The following is a 15,642-nucleotide window of genomic DNA, read 5'->3' on the forward strand; positions in this document are numbered from 1 at the left end:
GTTTTGAGTCAAATGATTGTGAACAAAACCCCTATGCTTGTAGATCAGTTATACAGAAACCATAGAGGCTGGCTTCATCAATGGTTGAGACAAAAAATAGGCAACACTGAGCAAGCCGCAGATCTGGTGCAGGACACCTTTATCAAATTACTGCAAACACGCGATGAGCTGTTGGGGATTAAAGAACCTCGTGCTTATCTAACTTCTATTGCAAAAAACTTACTCATTGATCAAGTACGTCGCAAACGCATTGAACAAGCTTATTTAGATGGCGTGAGCCAGATGGAATACATGCTAGATTCGGTTGCTTCACCAGAAGATCAAATGCAAATCATTCAGGCACTTGACCAACTTTGTAAAGCCTTGGAAGATGTTTCTGCAAAAGCACAACAAGCATTTATCTTGCATTATCTAGAAGGCTATACCCATAAAGAAATCGCAGAGCAACTGGGCGTTTCGACCAAAATGATTCAAAAATATCTGGCAAGCTGTTTAATACGCTGTTATCAAACCCGACTAGATATGGATGTCAGCATCTAAATGGCTATCGATAAACAAGATCACAATCAATTGGTCGAGGAAGCGGCATTATGGATTGTACAATTAAGTTCAGATGATGAATCGACCCGCGAAAATGCACAATTAAAATTTAATCAGTGGAAACAGAACAGTCAGCAGCATCAAAAAATTGCAGCGGATATTGAACAGTGTATTCGCTCGATTCAAAAGGTGTCTCAAACACCACAGCATAAAAAAGTTGTTAAATCAGCACTCAAAGCAGGTTTTGGATCTGCAAAAATATATAAACATGTTCGTGTAGGAAGTGCATTTGCCATTGCATTCGTTATCATCAGCGGCAGTTCTCTGTATGTATCTGATACTTCTATTGCCTATCTAAGCGCTGATGTTCGCAGCGATTCAGCACAGTGGACAACACAAACCTTACAAGATGGTTCTCGCTTAATTCTGCGGGGGAAAAGTGCAGTCAATATTGATTTTCAGGCAAAGCAAAGAGTAATTGAATTGGTTCAAGGGCAAGTCTATGTTGATGTTGCCAAAGATCCGAATCGACCGTTTTTAGTCAAAACCAAACATGGGCAGATTCAAGCACTTGGAACAGCTTTTAGCGTGGCTTTTACGCCTTCAGCGACAGAGTTAAAAATGTTGCATTCGCGAGTACGTGTACAGTCTACAGCGCATGGTTATGCAACTCAGCAGGTGATAGTCAATGCAGGGCAAGCCGTCAGTATGAATCAAAATGGCGTGCAATCATTACCCGCGCTGAATATTTATAATGAGCAACAAAAATGGAATAAACATCAATTGATGGTAGAGGATTTACCGCTCGATCAGGTGTTAAAAGAATTAGATCAAAATTATAAAGGCAAAATCTTGTTTAATGCCGAAGCACTACACGACATCCAAGTGAATGCTGTGTTGCCATTAGATCAAACACAAGACGCACTTAAATTATTAGCAACTGTATTTCCCAACTTAAAGATATATCAAGTTACACCATATCTCATTGTTATTTCATTAAAAAAATAAAAAAAATCCTGTGTTTTCATAGCCAAAATGAATAAATTTTAAAAAATTTTTTAATTTTTTTTTAAATTTAGGTTCCACTTTTTTCAAAGCTGTTCGTCATAGTAAGTAGAAGCAATAAATTTGGATCATTTTATTCAAGCATATTGAATGATTCTTATTTCTATTTACTGGGGCGGCAAAATGAAGAAAGTTGTAAAGGGTCAAATGCGAAATCGGAACTTATTTCGATTTTCAACACTTGCATTTGCGATACATACAGTTTGTATTGGTGGCTTAACTTTGCCTTTACAACAGGCTTATGCTGAAACAGTTGGAATAAAAACCTATGATATCCCAGCGGGAACCTTAGCCAATGTTTTGAATCAATTTGCTGAACAATCTGGTACGGCTATTGCAATTGATGCTCAGCAGCTAAAAGGGCAGTACAGTTCTGGTTTAAAAGGAAACTATGCAATAGAACAAGGCTTCCAACATATTTTAGCATCTTCAACATTTTATGCAGTAAAAGTGGGACAAGGTTACACGCTGGCGAAAAAAAACCCTCAAAATGCCAATACTTCGTCTGTTGCTGCGACTGCAGTTGTGAACAAGACAGTGTCTGTACCGACTCAGGATGATGAAGTTTCAGTTCGTTTGACCCCACTTGTTGTTTATGGTCAAGAAGATCGTGATACTCAGGGCAGCAACAGAGTTTATGATGCCAATCGTTCTTCAGTCTATGCAGGAAAAGACTATATTGAACGCTTTAAAGGCACCAATCCTGCTGATGTTTTACAAGGTATGGTTGGCGTTTATAGCGGTGATGCCCGAAATAGTGGCGCATTGGATCCGAGTGTTCGTGGCGTACAGGGGGTTGGTCGCGTTCCATTAACCATCGATGGCACTGAGCAGTCGATTGCAGTATGGCGCGGCTATAATGGCGTGAATAACCGAAATTACATCGACCCTAATTTAATTGCTGGCATTGAAGTCATTAAGGGGCCATCGTTAGAACGAAATACCACAACTTCAGTCGGTGGTGGTGTGGTGGTCAAGACCTTAGAAGCGGATGATATTGTTCGTCCAGGTAAAATATTCGGTGCAGAGCTGAAAGTTGAAGGTTCAACCAACTCTATTGACCCATCGCTTCCTGACATGAGCAAGGTTGGCAAGAATTATAATGATACAACCCCTTGGAATGATGTGGATGGTAAAAAGTATGATCCCGACATTTACAAGAAGAACCGAACTAAAAATGATAATTCTAACTTCTCGGGGGATGATCTAGCAGGTCGACTTGCCTTGGCAATGAAGCAGGATAAATTTGATTTATTGGCAGTTTATGCTGTTCGTGAACGTGGCAACTATTTTTCGGGTACGCATGGGTCGGGCTACTATAAACGGGCAGAACCAAGTAATAGTCTCGATTTTATTCCTTATTTTGCTCATTCCTATAAGCCAGGTGATGAAGTTCCGAATACCTCAAGTCAGATGGAGTCGTGGTTATTCAAAGCAAACTATCGACCAACTGATGACCAAGCCCTAAAATTGACCTATCGAGACACCAAAAATAGATTTGGTGAAATCATGCCTTCACGGATTGAATGGGGGCTAACACCTGAAATTGGTGTACCACAGTGGCCTCTCAGTGACATTCGTTCCAAAGCCTATAGCTTGGAGTATAAGTTCAAACCAGAAAACAACCAGTGGGTCGATTTCTATACCAATATTTGGCAGACCGATACAGAAAGCCAAACCTATACACGCGGTGGTTGGCCAACGACGATTGATTTTCGGGACAATCGCATTATCAATACGGCAATTAGCCATTCTGACAACCGACGTCAGGGCGTTAGTATCAGCAATAAAGCACAATTAACTAACCAGCTCGATTTAACTTTAGGGGGAAGCTTCTTAAAAGAAAAGCTCACTTCTGACGATGTTTATGGCGAATATGGTCCAAGTTATTCCTTATATCAGGCTTTACCTCGTGCGGGGCGTCGTGAAGAAAAGACCTTTGATTTTAATTTTAATTATCGTCCAGCCTCTTGGTTAAGTTTCGATGTTGGCATGCGTTATCGCTCTTATTGGGCTTTTGATGATTTCTTGAACAAGTCAATAAGAGATGGGGTTGATCCAACCTTAAACCCTTTATTTACCAAGAAAAGTAAACTTAAAGAATACAGCTTTGAATATCAGACCAAGCCTGAAAGTTATACTGCTTTTGAGCAACGTATGATCGATCTATTTTCGCGAAATTATGCAGCCAGTAATCCTGATTGGGATGGTCGCTTAGAAAGTGTTCCTGAATCAGAAAGCGCGCTGTACAATCGAATTTGGTCACAGAAAAATACACTGAGTTGGAAAGCAGATGAAAACGGTCATTTGAGTTTAGCTGATAATGTATTAAATCAACTAAATGCTTCAGGACAAAAATATGTGGTTATTGGGAATGGTTTTCAGCCTGCTGTAATTGAGCAGGTCCCAATTGAATCAGCTCAAAAAGTAAAAGATAGCGGTTGGGCACCTCAACTCAGTGCATCCATTCATTTGACCGATAATAATCGAATCTATGCTCGTTATGCCGAGGAATATCGTTTACCTAGCTTATTTGAAAGTACGGTCGGTTTCTCAGCAATGATGCCGTATCAATCGATTAAACCAGAACACGCGTTTAATTATGAGGTTGGTTATGTCTATGACATGCGTAACTGGTTAAGCTCAGCACGAAATGCTGATATTAAGTTGGCGTATTACTACAACAAAACCAAAAACGTGATTGAGCGAAATCAGAATCTGATTTTCACCAATATGGATGAGCAAAAACTTTCAGGTCTTGAATTACAAAGCCGTTTTGATAATGGTGGATTCTTCAGCGATCTCAGTTTGGCCTATAACCTGAAGAATGAAGTCTGTGATACCAATAGCGCCATTAATAAAATGATTAATAGTGGCACAGTTCAAACTGATCAAGGAATTCAATTTCGTGACGCGTACCAACGTTGCGTCGATGATGGTTTTCCCAATGGTTATTTAGTCACTATGTCCACACCAGAACTCAGTGCACATGCTTTGTTCGGTTTCCGCTTTTTAGATGAAAGACTTGAACTTGGTGCTCGGGCAACCTTCTACAAAGGCTACGAAAGTCCGTTACGTAAAAATAATGATGAGGGTGTCAATAAAGGCTACTACCTCAATGTCCCTCTGGCTTGGGATGATACTTGGCTTTTTGATGCCTATGCACGCTATCAAGTCGACACCTATAACACGGTTGAGTTTGTTGGAAATAACCTCTCAAACCAGTTTTATATTGATCCTTTAACTCGAAGTGCAATGGCTGCACCAGGCCGCACTTTGAAAGTCAGCTGGACCACCAAGTTTTAACACAGAATTTAATTCCAACTTTCAAATTAGTCGGGATTAGATGGGCGTAAATAATAAGATTGAATGATTATTATTTACAAAATGAAAGAGTAGTTTTATAGAACAGACTGCTCCTATAACTAAATAGATAACGATCTTGTTATCTTTATTGAAACAATAACTTAGCTTTAGAAAAATGGAGTAACAATAAATGAAAATCTCTCAACTGTTCATCGGTCTTGTAGCATGTTCTGCTGTGTTCTCTCATGCAGCTATTGAAGGTGCTTCAAGTAATAACGCAAACATTAAAGTTGGTTCTGCTGCAAATGCGAGTCATCCAGGTGGTGCGGCTGCAGTTTCTGTACAGGCAGCAGGCGCGCCGTATAACGCATTTACGGGTTTTAGTTCATTAAAAGGCTTGGCGCAAGCTTTTGCAGCACAAGGTACCAGTAATACCAATGTGACTGTGGGTACCAAGACTTTTAATATCTCTCATATTCCTGTATCGGCAATGCCAGCTTCACATAGTGCCTTAGGTAATTTCAATTTTGGTCAAGTCGGTTCACAGGAAGTTTATTTCGGTGAATGGTGGAAGGCAGGTGATACACCTGCAAGCGCTAGTCATACCGTTTATTACGCAGGTGACAATACCAATACGACTGTACCAACTTCAGGTACGGCGACCTATACCGTTGCAGGGATTAATGGTTCAGCAACTAATCTGTTAAGTGGTAATTTAACTGCCAACTTTGGTGCTGGTACCTTACAAGGTTCTTTAACTGGAACGGGCACTGCTGTTTCAAGTCTCACCTTGAACGGTGTGGCATTTAATCCTGGTACGGCTCAATTTGCGGGTGCAGCAAGTGCGAATGGTACGGCTGGCGTCAATAACTCAGGTGTTGTTCAAGGTCATTTCTTTGGTGCAAATGCTGCTGCTTTAGCAGGTATTGCTCAGTTTAATAATGCCGCTTATAACACTGCATTTGGTGGTGCGAAGAACTAATTATAGCGAAAGGAATCTACAACTGTAGATTCCTTTTTCTTGCTTAAGACTTAATGATTTTATTTTTTGTTTTACGGTTTTTATGAAAAGAACATTGCTGTGCTGTCTGACTCTATTGGTTACTTCATCACTCTATGCAGATGATGATACTCAACTTCGCCTGAATCAAAGCTTAGATCAAAATTTATTACAACAACAGCACCAACTACAACAACAAGGCACAATTCGTGATACCGAGAAACTACCTAGTATTCTTATCAATGGCCAAATTTTTGCAGTAGAGAAAAATCAGGATGATTTGGCAAAAGCTCTGTATTTGGCTGTCATGCAAAAACAATGGGGCAATGCAGCGGTTTATTTAAGGCATTATCAGCAATATCAAGACTATGATCAGGCTTTAACTGATTTTGCTGAAGGGGCATTGGCACGTGCTCAGGGGCAGCTCAAATTAGCCGAGCAAAAATTTCAAAGCAGTCTCAATAAACAACCGAATAATCTTATTTGTGAACTAGAGTTAGCGCGCGTGCTGTTTGAACAACAGAAGAATAAAGAAGCAGCACGCCTTTTTACATCAATTCAGAGCAAGCTAGGACAAAGCGATCCTGCAGTGATACCGCCAGAAGTAGAACAAACGGTTAATCTGTTTGTCAAAGCACTCGATCAGCGGGATTCATGGCAAGGCAGTGTTGCGATTGGTCCATCCTATGCCACTAATCTGAATAGTTCTTCTGAACAAAGCAAAACATGGATGTTGTATGGCATTGACGATAAGGGAAATGTGACTCCCATTCAAGAAATTACCCGTGGTAGCCCCAAAGCTGAATCAGCAACGGGTCTAGACTATGAGGCCAGTTTGATGAAACGCTTTTCTCTCTACGGCAATCATGGGGTTTCCTTACGTGGGCTAGCTTATGGACAGTCCTATGATGATCATGCCGACTATAACGAATCCACCCTAAATATTAATGCAGGCTATAGTTTTTTCGATTTAAAAAATCAGATCAGCATTGCACCATTGTTTGAACATAAGCGTTATGCAAATGACGGTTTATATAATGCATGGGGTGCACGTGCTGAATGGATGCGATTTATTGCCACAGACAAAGCATTCAAGCTCGAAGCTGAAATCAAAGATCTGGATTATCAAAAATATAAAACATTAGATGGTAAAGAAAGCTCAGCGATGTTCACGTTTTGGAAAATTCTACCTAAGCAATGGACATTATTTAGTGGACTGGATGTGCTTGATCATGACACTCAAGAAAAGTATATGGCGGCCTATCAACAACAAGGTGTCCGTTTGGGGTTGAGCAAGTCTTGGAATGTCGGATTGAATACCACTTTATTCAGTTCATATCGCTGGCGGCAGTTTGATCAATATGTCGAGACATTTGCGGCCCGCCGTCATGATTTTGAACAAAATTATACCTTCGTTGTGCAGATGCCCCGATTTAAATTTTACGGCATGACACCAAATCTGACTTATCGTTATAACCACAACAGTAGCAACGTGGATTGGTTGTATTCCTACGATAAACACAATGTCAGCTTGAAGCTTGAGCATCGTTTTTAGGGGGATGACGATGAAATCAAAGCTCCTGTATCTAGCTTATGAATTGACCTCAAAACCACCATCTGTTTTGGTTTTGGCACATTCCTATCATAAGTCGATCATTGTATTGCTGGTCATTGCGCTGCATCTAATAGGATTATGGTTTCTGAGTCATTTTATTGAACCTTACACTTTGGCCGCTTCACCGAAAGTAAATGCACTCAAGGTACGTTTTGTGTCGTTAGCACCATCAGAAAATCCATCTCCTCATGCAACTGCTCAGAGTGTCATTGCTCAGCCACCCAAACAACAACACTTAAAAAAAGAATCTGCACCTCGTGCTACGCAACAAAGTGCTGAGACCATCGAGCAAAAGATATTTACCAGTCAAAATGCAACAAATACGGTGCAGAAGAAACAGCCGAGTCAAAAAGATCACTCCGTCGCATCTCAATCAGCACAAAATGTTGCCGTTCAGTCCGTAGAAAGCAAAGCGTTTAAACAACAGGCACAGACTGATCAACAATCTACTGCGGTAAATGAAAATCAGCAAATGCATAAAGTGCAATCTGAAGAAAATCAACCACGCCCGAGTGGTGTAAAAACACCCGCAGCGCAACAGGAGCTAAGTCGAGCACTTGAAAGCCAAGTTCAACATGATGAACCTATCCAAGTCAGTAGTGTCGATGTGCTCAGTTTTGGAAAGTTTAGCTACGATGATCGGGAGCTCAGACAACAAACTCGTATGGTGGAATTACGTTTACGTATCAATGAAAACGGACAGCCTATCGATATCCAATTAAAACAAAGCTCAGGTATTGCCAGTTTAGATGAACGCGTTCTAAACGCAGCCCGTCAGTCCAAATTCAAACCCTACAAAGTCAATGGCCGAGCAGTGGCTATTGTCGTTGATTTCCCAGTGCAACTTAAACTCAGTCGGGACAGCCGATGAGTAATATTCTTTCTTCAGGAGAATGATAATGAACGCAGCAACAGATCAAATGGTCGCCAATAGCCTTTCTCAACGTCTAAAGCAAGAAACGGCAGCAGAGCATGAACGAATGCATCGCTTAATGGCTCAGGCAGATGTCTTTGCAAGCAAAGAAAAATATGCGCAATTCACGTTGTCTCAATATTATTTTCAGCAAGAAATTGAGCATCTTTTTGAACAAGAAGGTGTGGCTGGATTAATTCCAGATCTCGGTATTCGTGGTCGCTCTCAGCAAGCTTTTGAAGATTTACAAGATTTGGGGATTCAACCCGCAGGGCAACTGTTGCAAAGTGCAGCGGTTAAATTACCTGAAGCTCTCGGCTGGATTTATGTATCAGAAGGGTCAACTTTAGGCGCAGCTTTTTTATTTAAAGAAGCCCAAAAAAGTTTAGGTTTCTCTGAAACATTCGCGGCGCGTAATCTCGCGGCATATCCAGAGGGACGCGCTAAGGTTTGGAAACGCTTTGTCCAAGCACTTGATGATGCTGACTTTGACTCAGTTTTACAGGATCGGGTGGTGCAAGGTGCTTTAGATGCTTTTGGCTATTTTGGAAATGCATTAATCCAGTTGGATGAGTTGAAATAAACAAGCGGATTGAGCATCGCTAGGGATGGAGAATATTGATCGCATGAATAATGATGTGAAAACAGATGTTTTGTCACAACCGCCACAGCCAGCAAGCAAATTAGCACGCTCAGTTTGGTGGCGATTATTCTTTATCTGCCTCGCCTGGTTGTGCATTGGACTCGGTATTCTTGGAGTTTTTATTCCAGGTTTACCGACCGTTGACTTTATTTTATTGGCTGTTTTCTTTGCAGCTAGAGGTTCAGAAAAGCTGCATCAATGGTTTCTAAATCATCGTCTTATTGGTCCAATCATCAAAGAATGGCAAGAAAATAGACGTATTCCGAAAAAAGCCAAATATATTTCGACGCTAAGTATGAGTGTAGCTGCTGGGATTATGATCTGGACCATTCCACATCCTTGGGTTGTTTATCCTCTTGTGGCATGTATGGCAGCAGTATTAATCTGGATGTGGTTGAGAGATGAGAACACAAAGCCGATTTCTGGAATGAAGTGAATGTAAATCACTAAATTTGAAATAAATCACATCCATTATCCAGCCAAGACTGAACTCAATATCAATGAGCAAGCAGCCCTAGGCGGCTTGCTCTTTTATCTATCGGTATAATAAAATTATTTCCCTATTTGCTTCGGTTGTAAGATTGCTGAGATGTATAAAGCTATATTCTTTGATATTGACGATACTTTGCTTGATTTTAGTGTAGCCAACCGTTCTGCATTTGTGAAATCGTTTGGAGAGTTTAATTTACAACATGATGATTTGACCTATTCTACTTATAAAAATATTAATCATCAGTTATGGGAAAAACAGAAATTAGGTCAAATTACTGTACAGAATGTGATTGATTATCGATTTAAAGAATTATTTTTGGCTTTAAATATCGAATTGGATCATGATCATTTCCGAGATACTTTTCAAGGTAATTTAGCCAAAGAACATACACTTGAGGAAGGAGCGGCTGACGTAATTCAGTACTTGAGCCAAAAATATAAGCTATTTGCAGCATCCAATAGTTTTCTGAATCAACAAAAGTCACGTTTGGGCCTTGCGGGTCTGTTATCACATTTTTCTGATTTGTTTATTTCAGATGACATCGGATATGAAAAACCGGATCAACGTTTTTTTGAAATCTGTCTGCGTCGAAGTAATATCGCGAAAGAAGAAGTTTTATTCATTGGCGATAGTTTAGAAGCTGATATGAAAGGGGCGGCATCCTGTGAGATCTCGACCTGTTGGTACAACCCTAAGAATTTACCCAATCGTTATGATTTAAATCTCACCCATACCATTCAACATCTATCTGATTTAGCAAAAATTTTATAAATCAAGATGATCTAGCTGATGAGGTTTAAGATTAATCAAAATCAGCCAGTAACAGATCGCAGGAATAAGAGCGAAAAATAAGGAAAAACCGTCTTGATAGATCAACCACCATCGTTGAGTGACTTGACCTGTATGAGCCCAGCTCAACAATATCAAAAACGGTGCTGCGATAAGTAGTGAGCTTAAACAGATAGAGAAAAAATTCAGATATTGGTAACGATTGAGAATGACAGCGAATAGAAAGGAAAATGGAACAGTTAAGATACAATAGGCAAGATAAACGAGCAGGTGTGCTGCAATCACCGTCAGTATCGAATAAAGTTTAAATTCGTTATTTACCACGATGAAAAGGAACGCGACGAAAACGAGAAAGGGAAGAGGAGCAAGTAATAATGATTTTAGAATGATAATCTTTTTATATTTCACAAATACTCTCAATGCATTTTAATTACATATTGCATAAATTAATTTTGAATTGCGTAATTAAATCTGCTCTGCTAGTCTTTTACATGCGCTAAAAATAGGCCAAAAATACGTACAGCGTATAAGGGATTATAAATTCGAATAATCAAAAAGGAAGATAGGAATGTTAAAAGATGCTGAAATCGCATCAAAGTCATCAAAAATTGGCATGATCATTACATTAGTCTTATGTTTCATTTTTTCCATTATTGAAGGTTTTGATTTACAGTCGATGGGCGTTGCTGCACCACGAATGAAAGCAGAAATGTTACTTGATAGTACTCAGATGGGATGGGTGTTCAGTGCTGCTGTTTTAGGAACATTACCTGGCGCATTGATTGCAGGGCGAATAGCCGATGCAATTGGGCGTAAAAAAGTTTTTATCTTCTGCATTGCCATCTTTGGTTTTATGTCACTGTTAACGCCCTTTGCTAAAGATTTAAATACCTTACTTCTGGTTCGTTTTTTGACGGGTTTGGGCATGGGTGGAGCATTACCCATCGTGATCACTATGGTCTCTGAAGCAGTACCTGAAAAATACAAAGCAACCGCAGTGAGTATCATGTACTGTGGTATGCCAATAGGTGGCGTTTTAACCTCAGTTGTTGCTTTATCTTTAACAGCCGATCATGAATGGCGACATATTTTTTATATTGGTGGTATTGCACCTTTACTGTTGGTACCTATTCTTATTTTCTTGTTACCAGAATCCAAAGCATACCTCGCGAGAAGCACACAACCGCAGAGTAAAAAGCAAAGTGTGATTGAGGTTTTATTCGCTAAACCACGTGTCTTGATCACGTCCAGCCTTTGGATCAGTTTCTTTGGTACGCTATTGGTACTTGCGTTATTTCAAAACTGGTTACCAACGCTCATTTCTGGTCTAGGCCTAAACAAAGAACAAGCCAGTTATATTCAGATTGGATTTAATCTTGGTGGATCAATCGGGGTACTCATTTTAGGTTTCATGCTGGATCGATTGAATAAGTTCGTTATTGTCGCAAGTGTATATAGTGGCATTCTGCTCTCGCTGATTGGTCTTGCTTATTCCAATAGCGCATCTAGCTTTATTATATTTGCAACAGGGTGCGGGATGTTTGTGATTGGCTGTCAGTCCATTTTATACACGCTAGCAGCCAAGTATTATCCAACGGAAATGAGAGGAACGGGAGTCGGCGCAGCCGTTGCGATTGGAAGACTAGGTGCTTTTGCAGGTCCGTTAGTGGCAGGTTATTTACTGGGTACAGGACAAAGTGAGATTGTTGTCATCGCATCCAGTATTCCAATGATTTTATTGGCCGCAATATCTGCATTGATTTTACTGCGTAAGCCTAAGCCAGAACATTCCGCTAATAGAAAAGAATCGCTTGAGACAGCAACATCTTAATTCATACATAGAACTACGACTTGACGGTTGATGTTGCGCATTTCACCGTCAAGTTTTACAGATTACAGAGCAGCTTAGAATTAAAACTTCAGTTTTTTAAGACCTCGATTGATACCATTTTGCAGCGCAGCTTTAATAATTGGACCAATAAAAGGCAGTCGTCCCTTAAAGCTGATGGTGTAATCTAAGCGAGTTCGACCATTGCCTAAATCGCTAAACTTCATCACGCCTCGATGCGCTTTAATCGGACTAATTCCGCTGGTAATCGCATATTCAATTAATTCATTTTCTTGGTAAACCAAGTTTGTTTCAACAAATGAAGGTGCTAAAGGAATTGAAAGTTTCCTCGCTGAACCCACGCCATTACGTGCATCTTTACCATCATTTATTCGTGTGATTTTGGCAGGTGCAAATATTTTACTTAAATTTTCATGCTCACTGAGAACAGCAAAGACCTTATCTACGGGTGCATTGAATTCTTGTATTACCTTAACCTGTTGTGTTTTTAGCATATTGGAGCCCCTCTAAATAAATTGACATGATGTATTGTCAGTTTCTGAATATTAGCATGCTTTTAAAAATTGCGGCACTTTCCTTGGTCGGAAATTCAATTTTGTTTGTGAATGAATCATAATTATGATCTATTTGATTTTGTTTACTTTCTTAAAATAACTGGGTGTAATACCTGACCAACGCTTATAAGCTTGTGAAAAAGTAGACAGATCTGAAAAACCAAGGCTATCTGCCACCTGAGTCAAATATAAAAAGGCTATACCGAGGTATAGCCTTTTTATAACAAGAAAATTCAACTTAGTAGGCAAGTTTTAATAAGACTCTAAAAAACATTGCGATCAATAACAAACCTAAAAACCCTGCAAACCAAAGAACAATAAACCATTGTGTTTTAGATAGTTTCATTTGATGACACTCCTAGTGATAGCCTTCATCACCGACACGGACCTTATCTCGAAATACCCAGTAGGAAACAATGGTATAAGCAATGATAATTGGGATCAGAATCACAGCACCCACAAGCGCAAATTTCTGACTGGAATGCGGTGCTGCCGCTTCCCAAATTGTGACTGAGGGTGGGATGATATTTGGCCATAAGCTAATCACAAAACCTGTGAAAGCCAAGAATACCAAGGCCAAGGTATAGATAAAAGGCTTAAAGTCTTGACGTGTTTTGCAGGCTTGAAGAATCAACGCTGTAAATAACAACACCAAAATGGGCACAGGGCTAAAATACAGCAGATTTGGTAGAGCGAACCAACGAGCTGCAATTTCAGGATGTGTTAGTGGGGTATACAGACTGACACCTGCAAATACCACAAACAGAAGCATGATCAGCTTCGGCATTAAGCGGTACATTTTGTCCTGAAGCTCATGATCGGTTTTCATAATCAGCCAGCCACAACCCAGTGCTGCATACATGGCGACTACACCAAGTCCTGTAAAGAGTGCGAAAGGTGTTAACCAATCTAGACCTGAGCCTGAAAAAATGCCATTGGTGGTTTGAATGCCCTGAATATAAGCACCCAGAATCACACCCTGTAAGAAACTAGAGAGAATTGAACCCCAAATAAAGGCTTGATCCCATAAATGCTTGGTACGATTGGCTTTAAAGCGAAACTCAAAGGCAACGCCACGGAAAATCAGTGCAATCACCATCAAGGTAATGGGCATGTACAACGCTGAAAGGACAGTTGAATAGACCAACGGAAAAGCTGCGAATAGACCAGCACCACCGAGGACCATCCAAGTTTCATTGCCATCCCAGACAGGCGCGACGGTGTTCATCATCACATCACGTTCTTCGCTGTTTTTAATGAAGGGAAACAGAATTCCAATACCGAGATCGAAACCATCCAGAATCACATAGATCAATACGCCAAGACCGATAATGCCAACCCAAATCAGAGAAAGATCAATCATGGTGTTTCTCCTTATTTGGATCTTGCGTATCAATAGTTTCATCAACCGCGCTTAAAGGACGCATCGGTGTTTTGAAATGTCCATGACCTGCGGGTTCAAGATCAATCGCCTCGATAAATTGAGGACCTTTGTGCATTAATTTCAGCATGTAATAGATCCCAATTCCGAAAACAACACAGTACACCACCACGAAAATGATCAAGGTGAGACCGACTTGTTCAGCTGAAACAGGAGAAAGCGCATCTTTGGTCCGCATTACGCCATAAACAACCCACGGTTGGCGCCCAACTTCAGTGGTAAACCATCCCGCCAATACCGCAATAAATCCAGATGGACCCATTAGCAAAGCAAAACGATGAAACCACTTACTTTCAAAAAGCTTTCCAGTTTTTCTGAGCCAAGCACCAGACAAAGCCAGTAAAAGCATTAACATACCCAGACCCACCATGACACGGAAGCTCCAAAATACAATGGTTGAGTTTGGTCGATCTTCTGGGGCAAAGTCTTTTAAGCCTTTAACAGTGCCATCCATTGAATGAGTCAAAATCAAGCTTCCTAGATTTGGAACCGCAATTGCATATTTAGTGCGCTCTTCTTGCATATCAGGGATACCAAATAGGTAGAGTGGCATGCCTTCATCATAGTTGGTTTCCCAATGTCCCTCCATCGCTGCAAGTTTTGCAGGCTGATGTTTTAAGGTATTGAGTCCATGTGCATCTCCAACAAAAACTTGGAGCGGTGCCAAGACCAAAATCAACCACAGGGCCATTGAAAATGATTTTTTAACTAAGGCATCACGGCGACCTTTGAGTAAATGCCAAGCAGCAGTAGCTGCAACCAACAAAGCAGCAACCATAAAGGCAGCAATCGCCATATGTACCAATCGATAAGGGAAGGACGGGTTAAAGACGATGGCCCACCAATCTGTTGGAATAATGATGCCATTTTCAATCGTAAAACCTTGTGGCGTTTGCATCCAACTATTGGAAGACAGAATCCAGAACATGGAAATACAGGTGCCAATGGCAACCATCAGTGTGGCAAAAAAGTGCGCCTTAGGGCTGACACGTCCCCAACCAAATAACATGATCCCGAGGAAACCAGCTTCCAAGAAGAAAGCGCTTAAGACCTCATAGGTGAGTAAAGGCCCGGTAACACTGCCTGCAATTCGGGAAAATTCGCTCCAGTTGGTTCCAAACTGATAGCTCATCACCACGCCTGAAACCACGCCCATTCCAAAGGCTACAGCAAAGATTTTGACCCAATACTTAAACAGATCTTTATAAATTGGATCTTTGGTACGTAACCAACGCCATTCCAAAACAGCTAAGAAACTGGCCAGCCCAATAGAGATTGCAGGGAAAATAATATGAAACGATACGGTAAAAGCGAATTGTATTCTTGCCAATTCGAGTGCAGTAAAGCCTAAAGTCATGACAGCACCTCATTTTTTTCTTGATGAGAGAAATTGACAGCTGTATGAGGCTCTACCCAACAAAGAGTATGATTAGA

General features: G+C 40.6%; 15 protein-coding genes. 10 read left to right on the forward strand and 5 right to left on the reverse strand.

Annotation, left to right across the window (positions count from 1 at the left end; genetic code table 11):
- Positions 1-18 precede the first annotated feature (18 nt).
- The 9 genes from MMO42_RS01415 (at position 19) to MMO42_RS01455 (ending at position 10,346) form a co-directional block, all read left to right on the forward strand.
- Complete coding sequence (locus tag MMO42_RS01415) at positions 19-540, forward strand: sigma-70 family RNA polymerase sigma factor (protein ID WP_241318875.1); 522 nt, start codon at positions 19-21, stop codon at positions 538-540.
- On the forward strand, positions 541-1,548 hold the full coding sequence (locus MMO42_RS01420) for a FecR domain-containing protein (protein ID WP_241318876.1): 1,008 nt from the start codon (positions 541-543) through the stop codon (positions 1,546-1,548). It begins immediately after the preceding gene.
- Positions 1,549-1,752: 204 nt separating this feature from the next.
- Complete coding sequence (locus MMO42_RS01425) at positions 1,753-4,911, forward strand: TonB-dependent receptor (protein ID WP_277603257.1); 3,159 nt, start codon at positions 1,753-1,755, stop codon at positions 4,909-4,911.
- 190 nt (positions 4,912-5,101) lie between these two features.
- Complete coding sequence (locus tag MMO42_RS01430) at positions 5,102-5,893, forward strand: Slam-dependent surface lipoprotein (protein ID WP_241318877.1); 792 nt, start codon at positions 5,102-5,104, stop codon at positions 5,891-5,893.
- A 106-nt stretch (positions 5,894-5,999) separates the two neighbouring features.
- Entirely contained in the window at positions 6,000-7,466 is a 1,467-nt protein-coding gene (locus tag MMO42_RS01435; protein ID WP_241319569.1) for a surface lipoprotein assembly modifier, read from the forward strand.
- Between the two features lie 10 nt (positions 7,467-7,476).
- On the forward strand, positions 7,477-8,397 hold the full coding sequence (locus MMO42_RS01440; RefSeq protein ID WP_241318878.1) for a TonB family protein: 921 nt from the start codon (positions 7,477-7,479) through the stop codon (positions 8,395-8,397).
- A 25-nt stretch (positions 8,398-8,422) separates the two neighbouring features.
- Entirely contained in the window at positions 8,423-9,022 is a 600-nt protein-coding gene (locus MMO42_RS01445; RefSeq protein WP_241319570.1) for a biliverdin-producing heme oxygenase, read from the forward strand.
- 25 nt (positions 9,023-9,047) lie between these two features.
- On the forward strand, positions 9,048-9,518 hold the full coding sequence (locus tag MMO42_RS01450) for a YbaN family protein (protein ID WP_241318879.1): 471 nt from the start codon (positions 9,048-9,050) through the stop codon (positions 9,516-9,518).
- Between the two features lie 153 nt (positions 9,519-9,671).
- Positions 9,672-10,346, forward strand: coding sequence for a YjjG family noncanonical pyrimidine nucleotidase (locus MMO42_RS01455; RefSeq protein ID WP_241318880.1), 675 nt, complete (start codon positions 9,672-9,674; stop codon positions 10,344-10,346).
- Here MMO42_RS01455 and MMO42_RS01460 read toward each other — a convergent pair.
- Complete coding sequence (locus MMO42_RS01460) at positions 10,341-10,772, reverse strand: hypothetical protein (protein WP_241318881.1); 432 nt, start codon at positions 10,770-10,772, stop codon at positions 10,341-10,343. The genes MMO42_RS01455 and MMO42_RS01460 overlap by 6 nt on opposite strands.
- Positions 10,773-10,932: 160 nt before the next feature.
- Here MMO42_RS01460 and mhpT point away from each other — a divergent pair, with 160 nt between their 5' ends.
- Positions 10,933-12,195 (forward strand): 3-(3-hydroxy-phenyl)propionate transporter MhpT, encoded by a 1,263-nt coding sequence (mhpT, locus tag MMO42_RS01465; protein WP_241318882.1) that lies wholly within the window; start codon positions 10,933-10,935, stop codon positions 12,193-12,195.
- Between the two features lie 80 nt (positions 12,196-12,275).
- On the opposite strand, the gene MMO42_RS01470 is transcribed toward mhpT, so the two are convergent.
- The 4 genes from MMO42_RS01470 to MMO42_RS01485 all read right to left on the reverse strand — a co-directional run bounded on the left by MMO42_RS01470 (position 12,276) and on the right by MMO42_RS01485 (position 15,565).
- Positions 12,276-12,707: an SRPBCC family protein gene (locus MMO42_RS01470; RefSeq protein ID WP_005294131.1), complete on the reverse strand. Its 432-nt coding sequence runs from the start codon at positions 12,705-12,707 to the stop codon at positions 12,276-12,278.
- 129 nt (positions 12,708-12,836) lie between these two features.
- Positions 12,837-12,944, reverse strand: coding sequence for an AraC family transcriptional regulator (locus MMO42_RS01475; RefSeq protein WP_241318883.1), 108 nt, complete (start codon positions 12,942-12,944; stop codon positions 12,837-12,839).
- A 181-nt stretch (positions 12,945-13,125) separates the two neighbouring features.
- On the reverse strand, positions 13,126-14,130 hold the full coding sequence (cydB, locus tag MMO42_RS01480; RefSeq protein WP_241318884.1) for a cytochrome d ubiquinol oxidase subunit II: 1,005 nt from the start codon (positions 14,128-14,130) through the stop codon (positions 13,126-13,128).
- Complete coding sequence (locus tag MMO42_RS01485; protein WP_241318885.1) at positions 14,123-15,565, reverse strand: cytochrome ubiquinol oxidase subunit I; 1,443 nt, start codon at positions 15,563-15,565, stop codon at positions 14,123-14,125. The genes cydB and MMO42_RS01485 overlap by 8 nt, the downstream gene beginning before the upstream one ends.
- Positions 15,566-15,642: the final 77 nt, after the last annotated feature.

The organism is Acinetobacter sp. ANC 3882 (assembly GCF_022549545.1).
In the GTDB taxonomy this organism is placed as follows: domain Bacteria; phylum Pseudomonadota; class Gammaproteobacteria; order Pseudomonadales; family Moraxellaceae; genus Acinetobacter.

Excerpts from the sequence above, each read along its gene's own strand:
- MMO42_RS01420 (WP_241318876.1), top strand. The coding sequence starts at position 541 with ATGGCTATCGATAAACAAGATCACAATCAATTGGTCGAGGAAGCGGCA.
- MMO42_RS01425 (WP_277603257.1), top strand. The coding sequence starts at position 1,753 with ATGCGAAATCGGAACTTATTTCGATTTTCAACACTTGCATTTGCGATA.
- MMO42_RS01430 (WP_241318877.1), top strand. The coding sequence starts at position 5,102 with ATGAAAATCTCTCAACTGTTCATCGGTCTTGTAGCATGTTCTGCTGTG.
- MMO42_RS01440 (WP_241318878.1), top strand. The coding sequence starts at position 7,477 with ATGAAATCAAAGCTCCTGTATCTAGCTTATGAATTGACCTCAAAACCA.
- MMO42_RS01450 (WP_241318879.1), top strand. The coding sequence starts at position 9,048 with ATGGAGAATATTGATCGCATGAATAATGATGTGAAAACAGATGTTTTG.
- MMO42_RS01455 (WP_241318880.1), top strand. The coding sequence starts at position 9,672 with ATGTATAAAGCTATATTCTTTGATATTGACGATACTTTGCTTGATTTT.
- mhpT (WP_241318882.1), top strand. The coding sequence starts at position 10,933 with ATGTTAAAAGATGCTGAAATCGCATCAAAGTCATCAAAAATTGGCATG.
- MMO42_RS01470 (WP_005294131.1), bottom strand. The coding sequence starts at position 12,707 with ATGCTAAAAACACAACAGGTTAAGGTAATACAAGAATTCAATGCACCC.
- cydB (WP_241318884.1), bottom strand. The coding sequence starts at position 14,130 with ATGATTGATCTTTCTCTGATTTGGGTTGGCATTATCGGTCTTGGCGTA.
- MMO42_RS01485 (WP_241318885.1), bottom strand. The coding sequence starts at position 15,565 with ATGACTTTAGGCTTTACTGCACTCGAATTGGCAAGAATACAATTCGCT.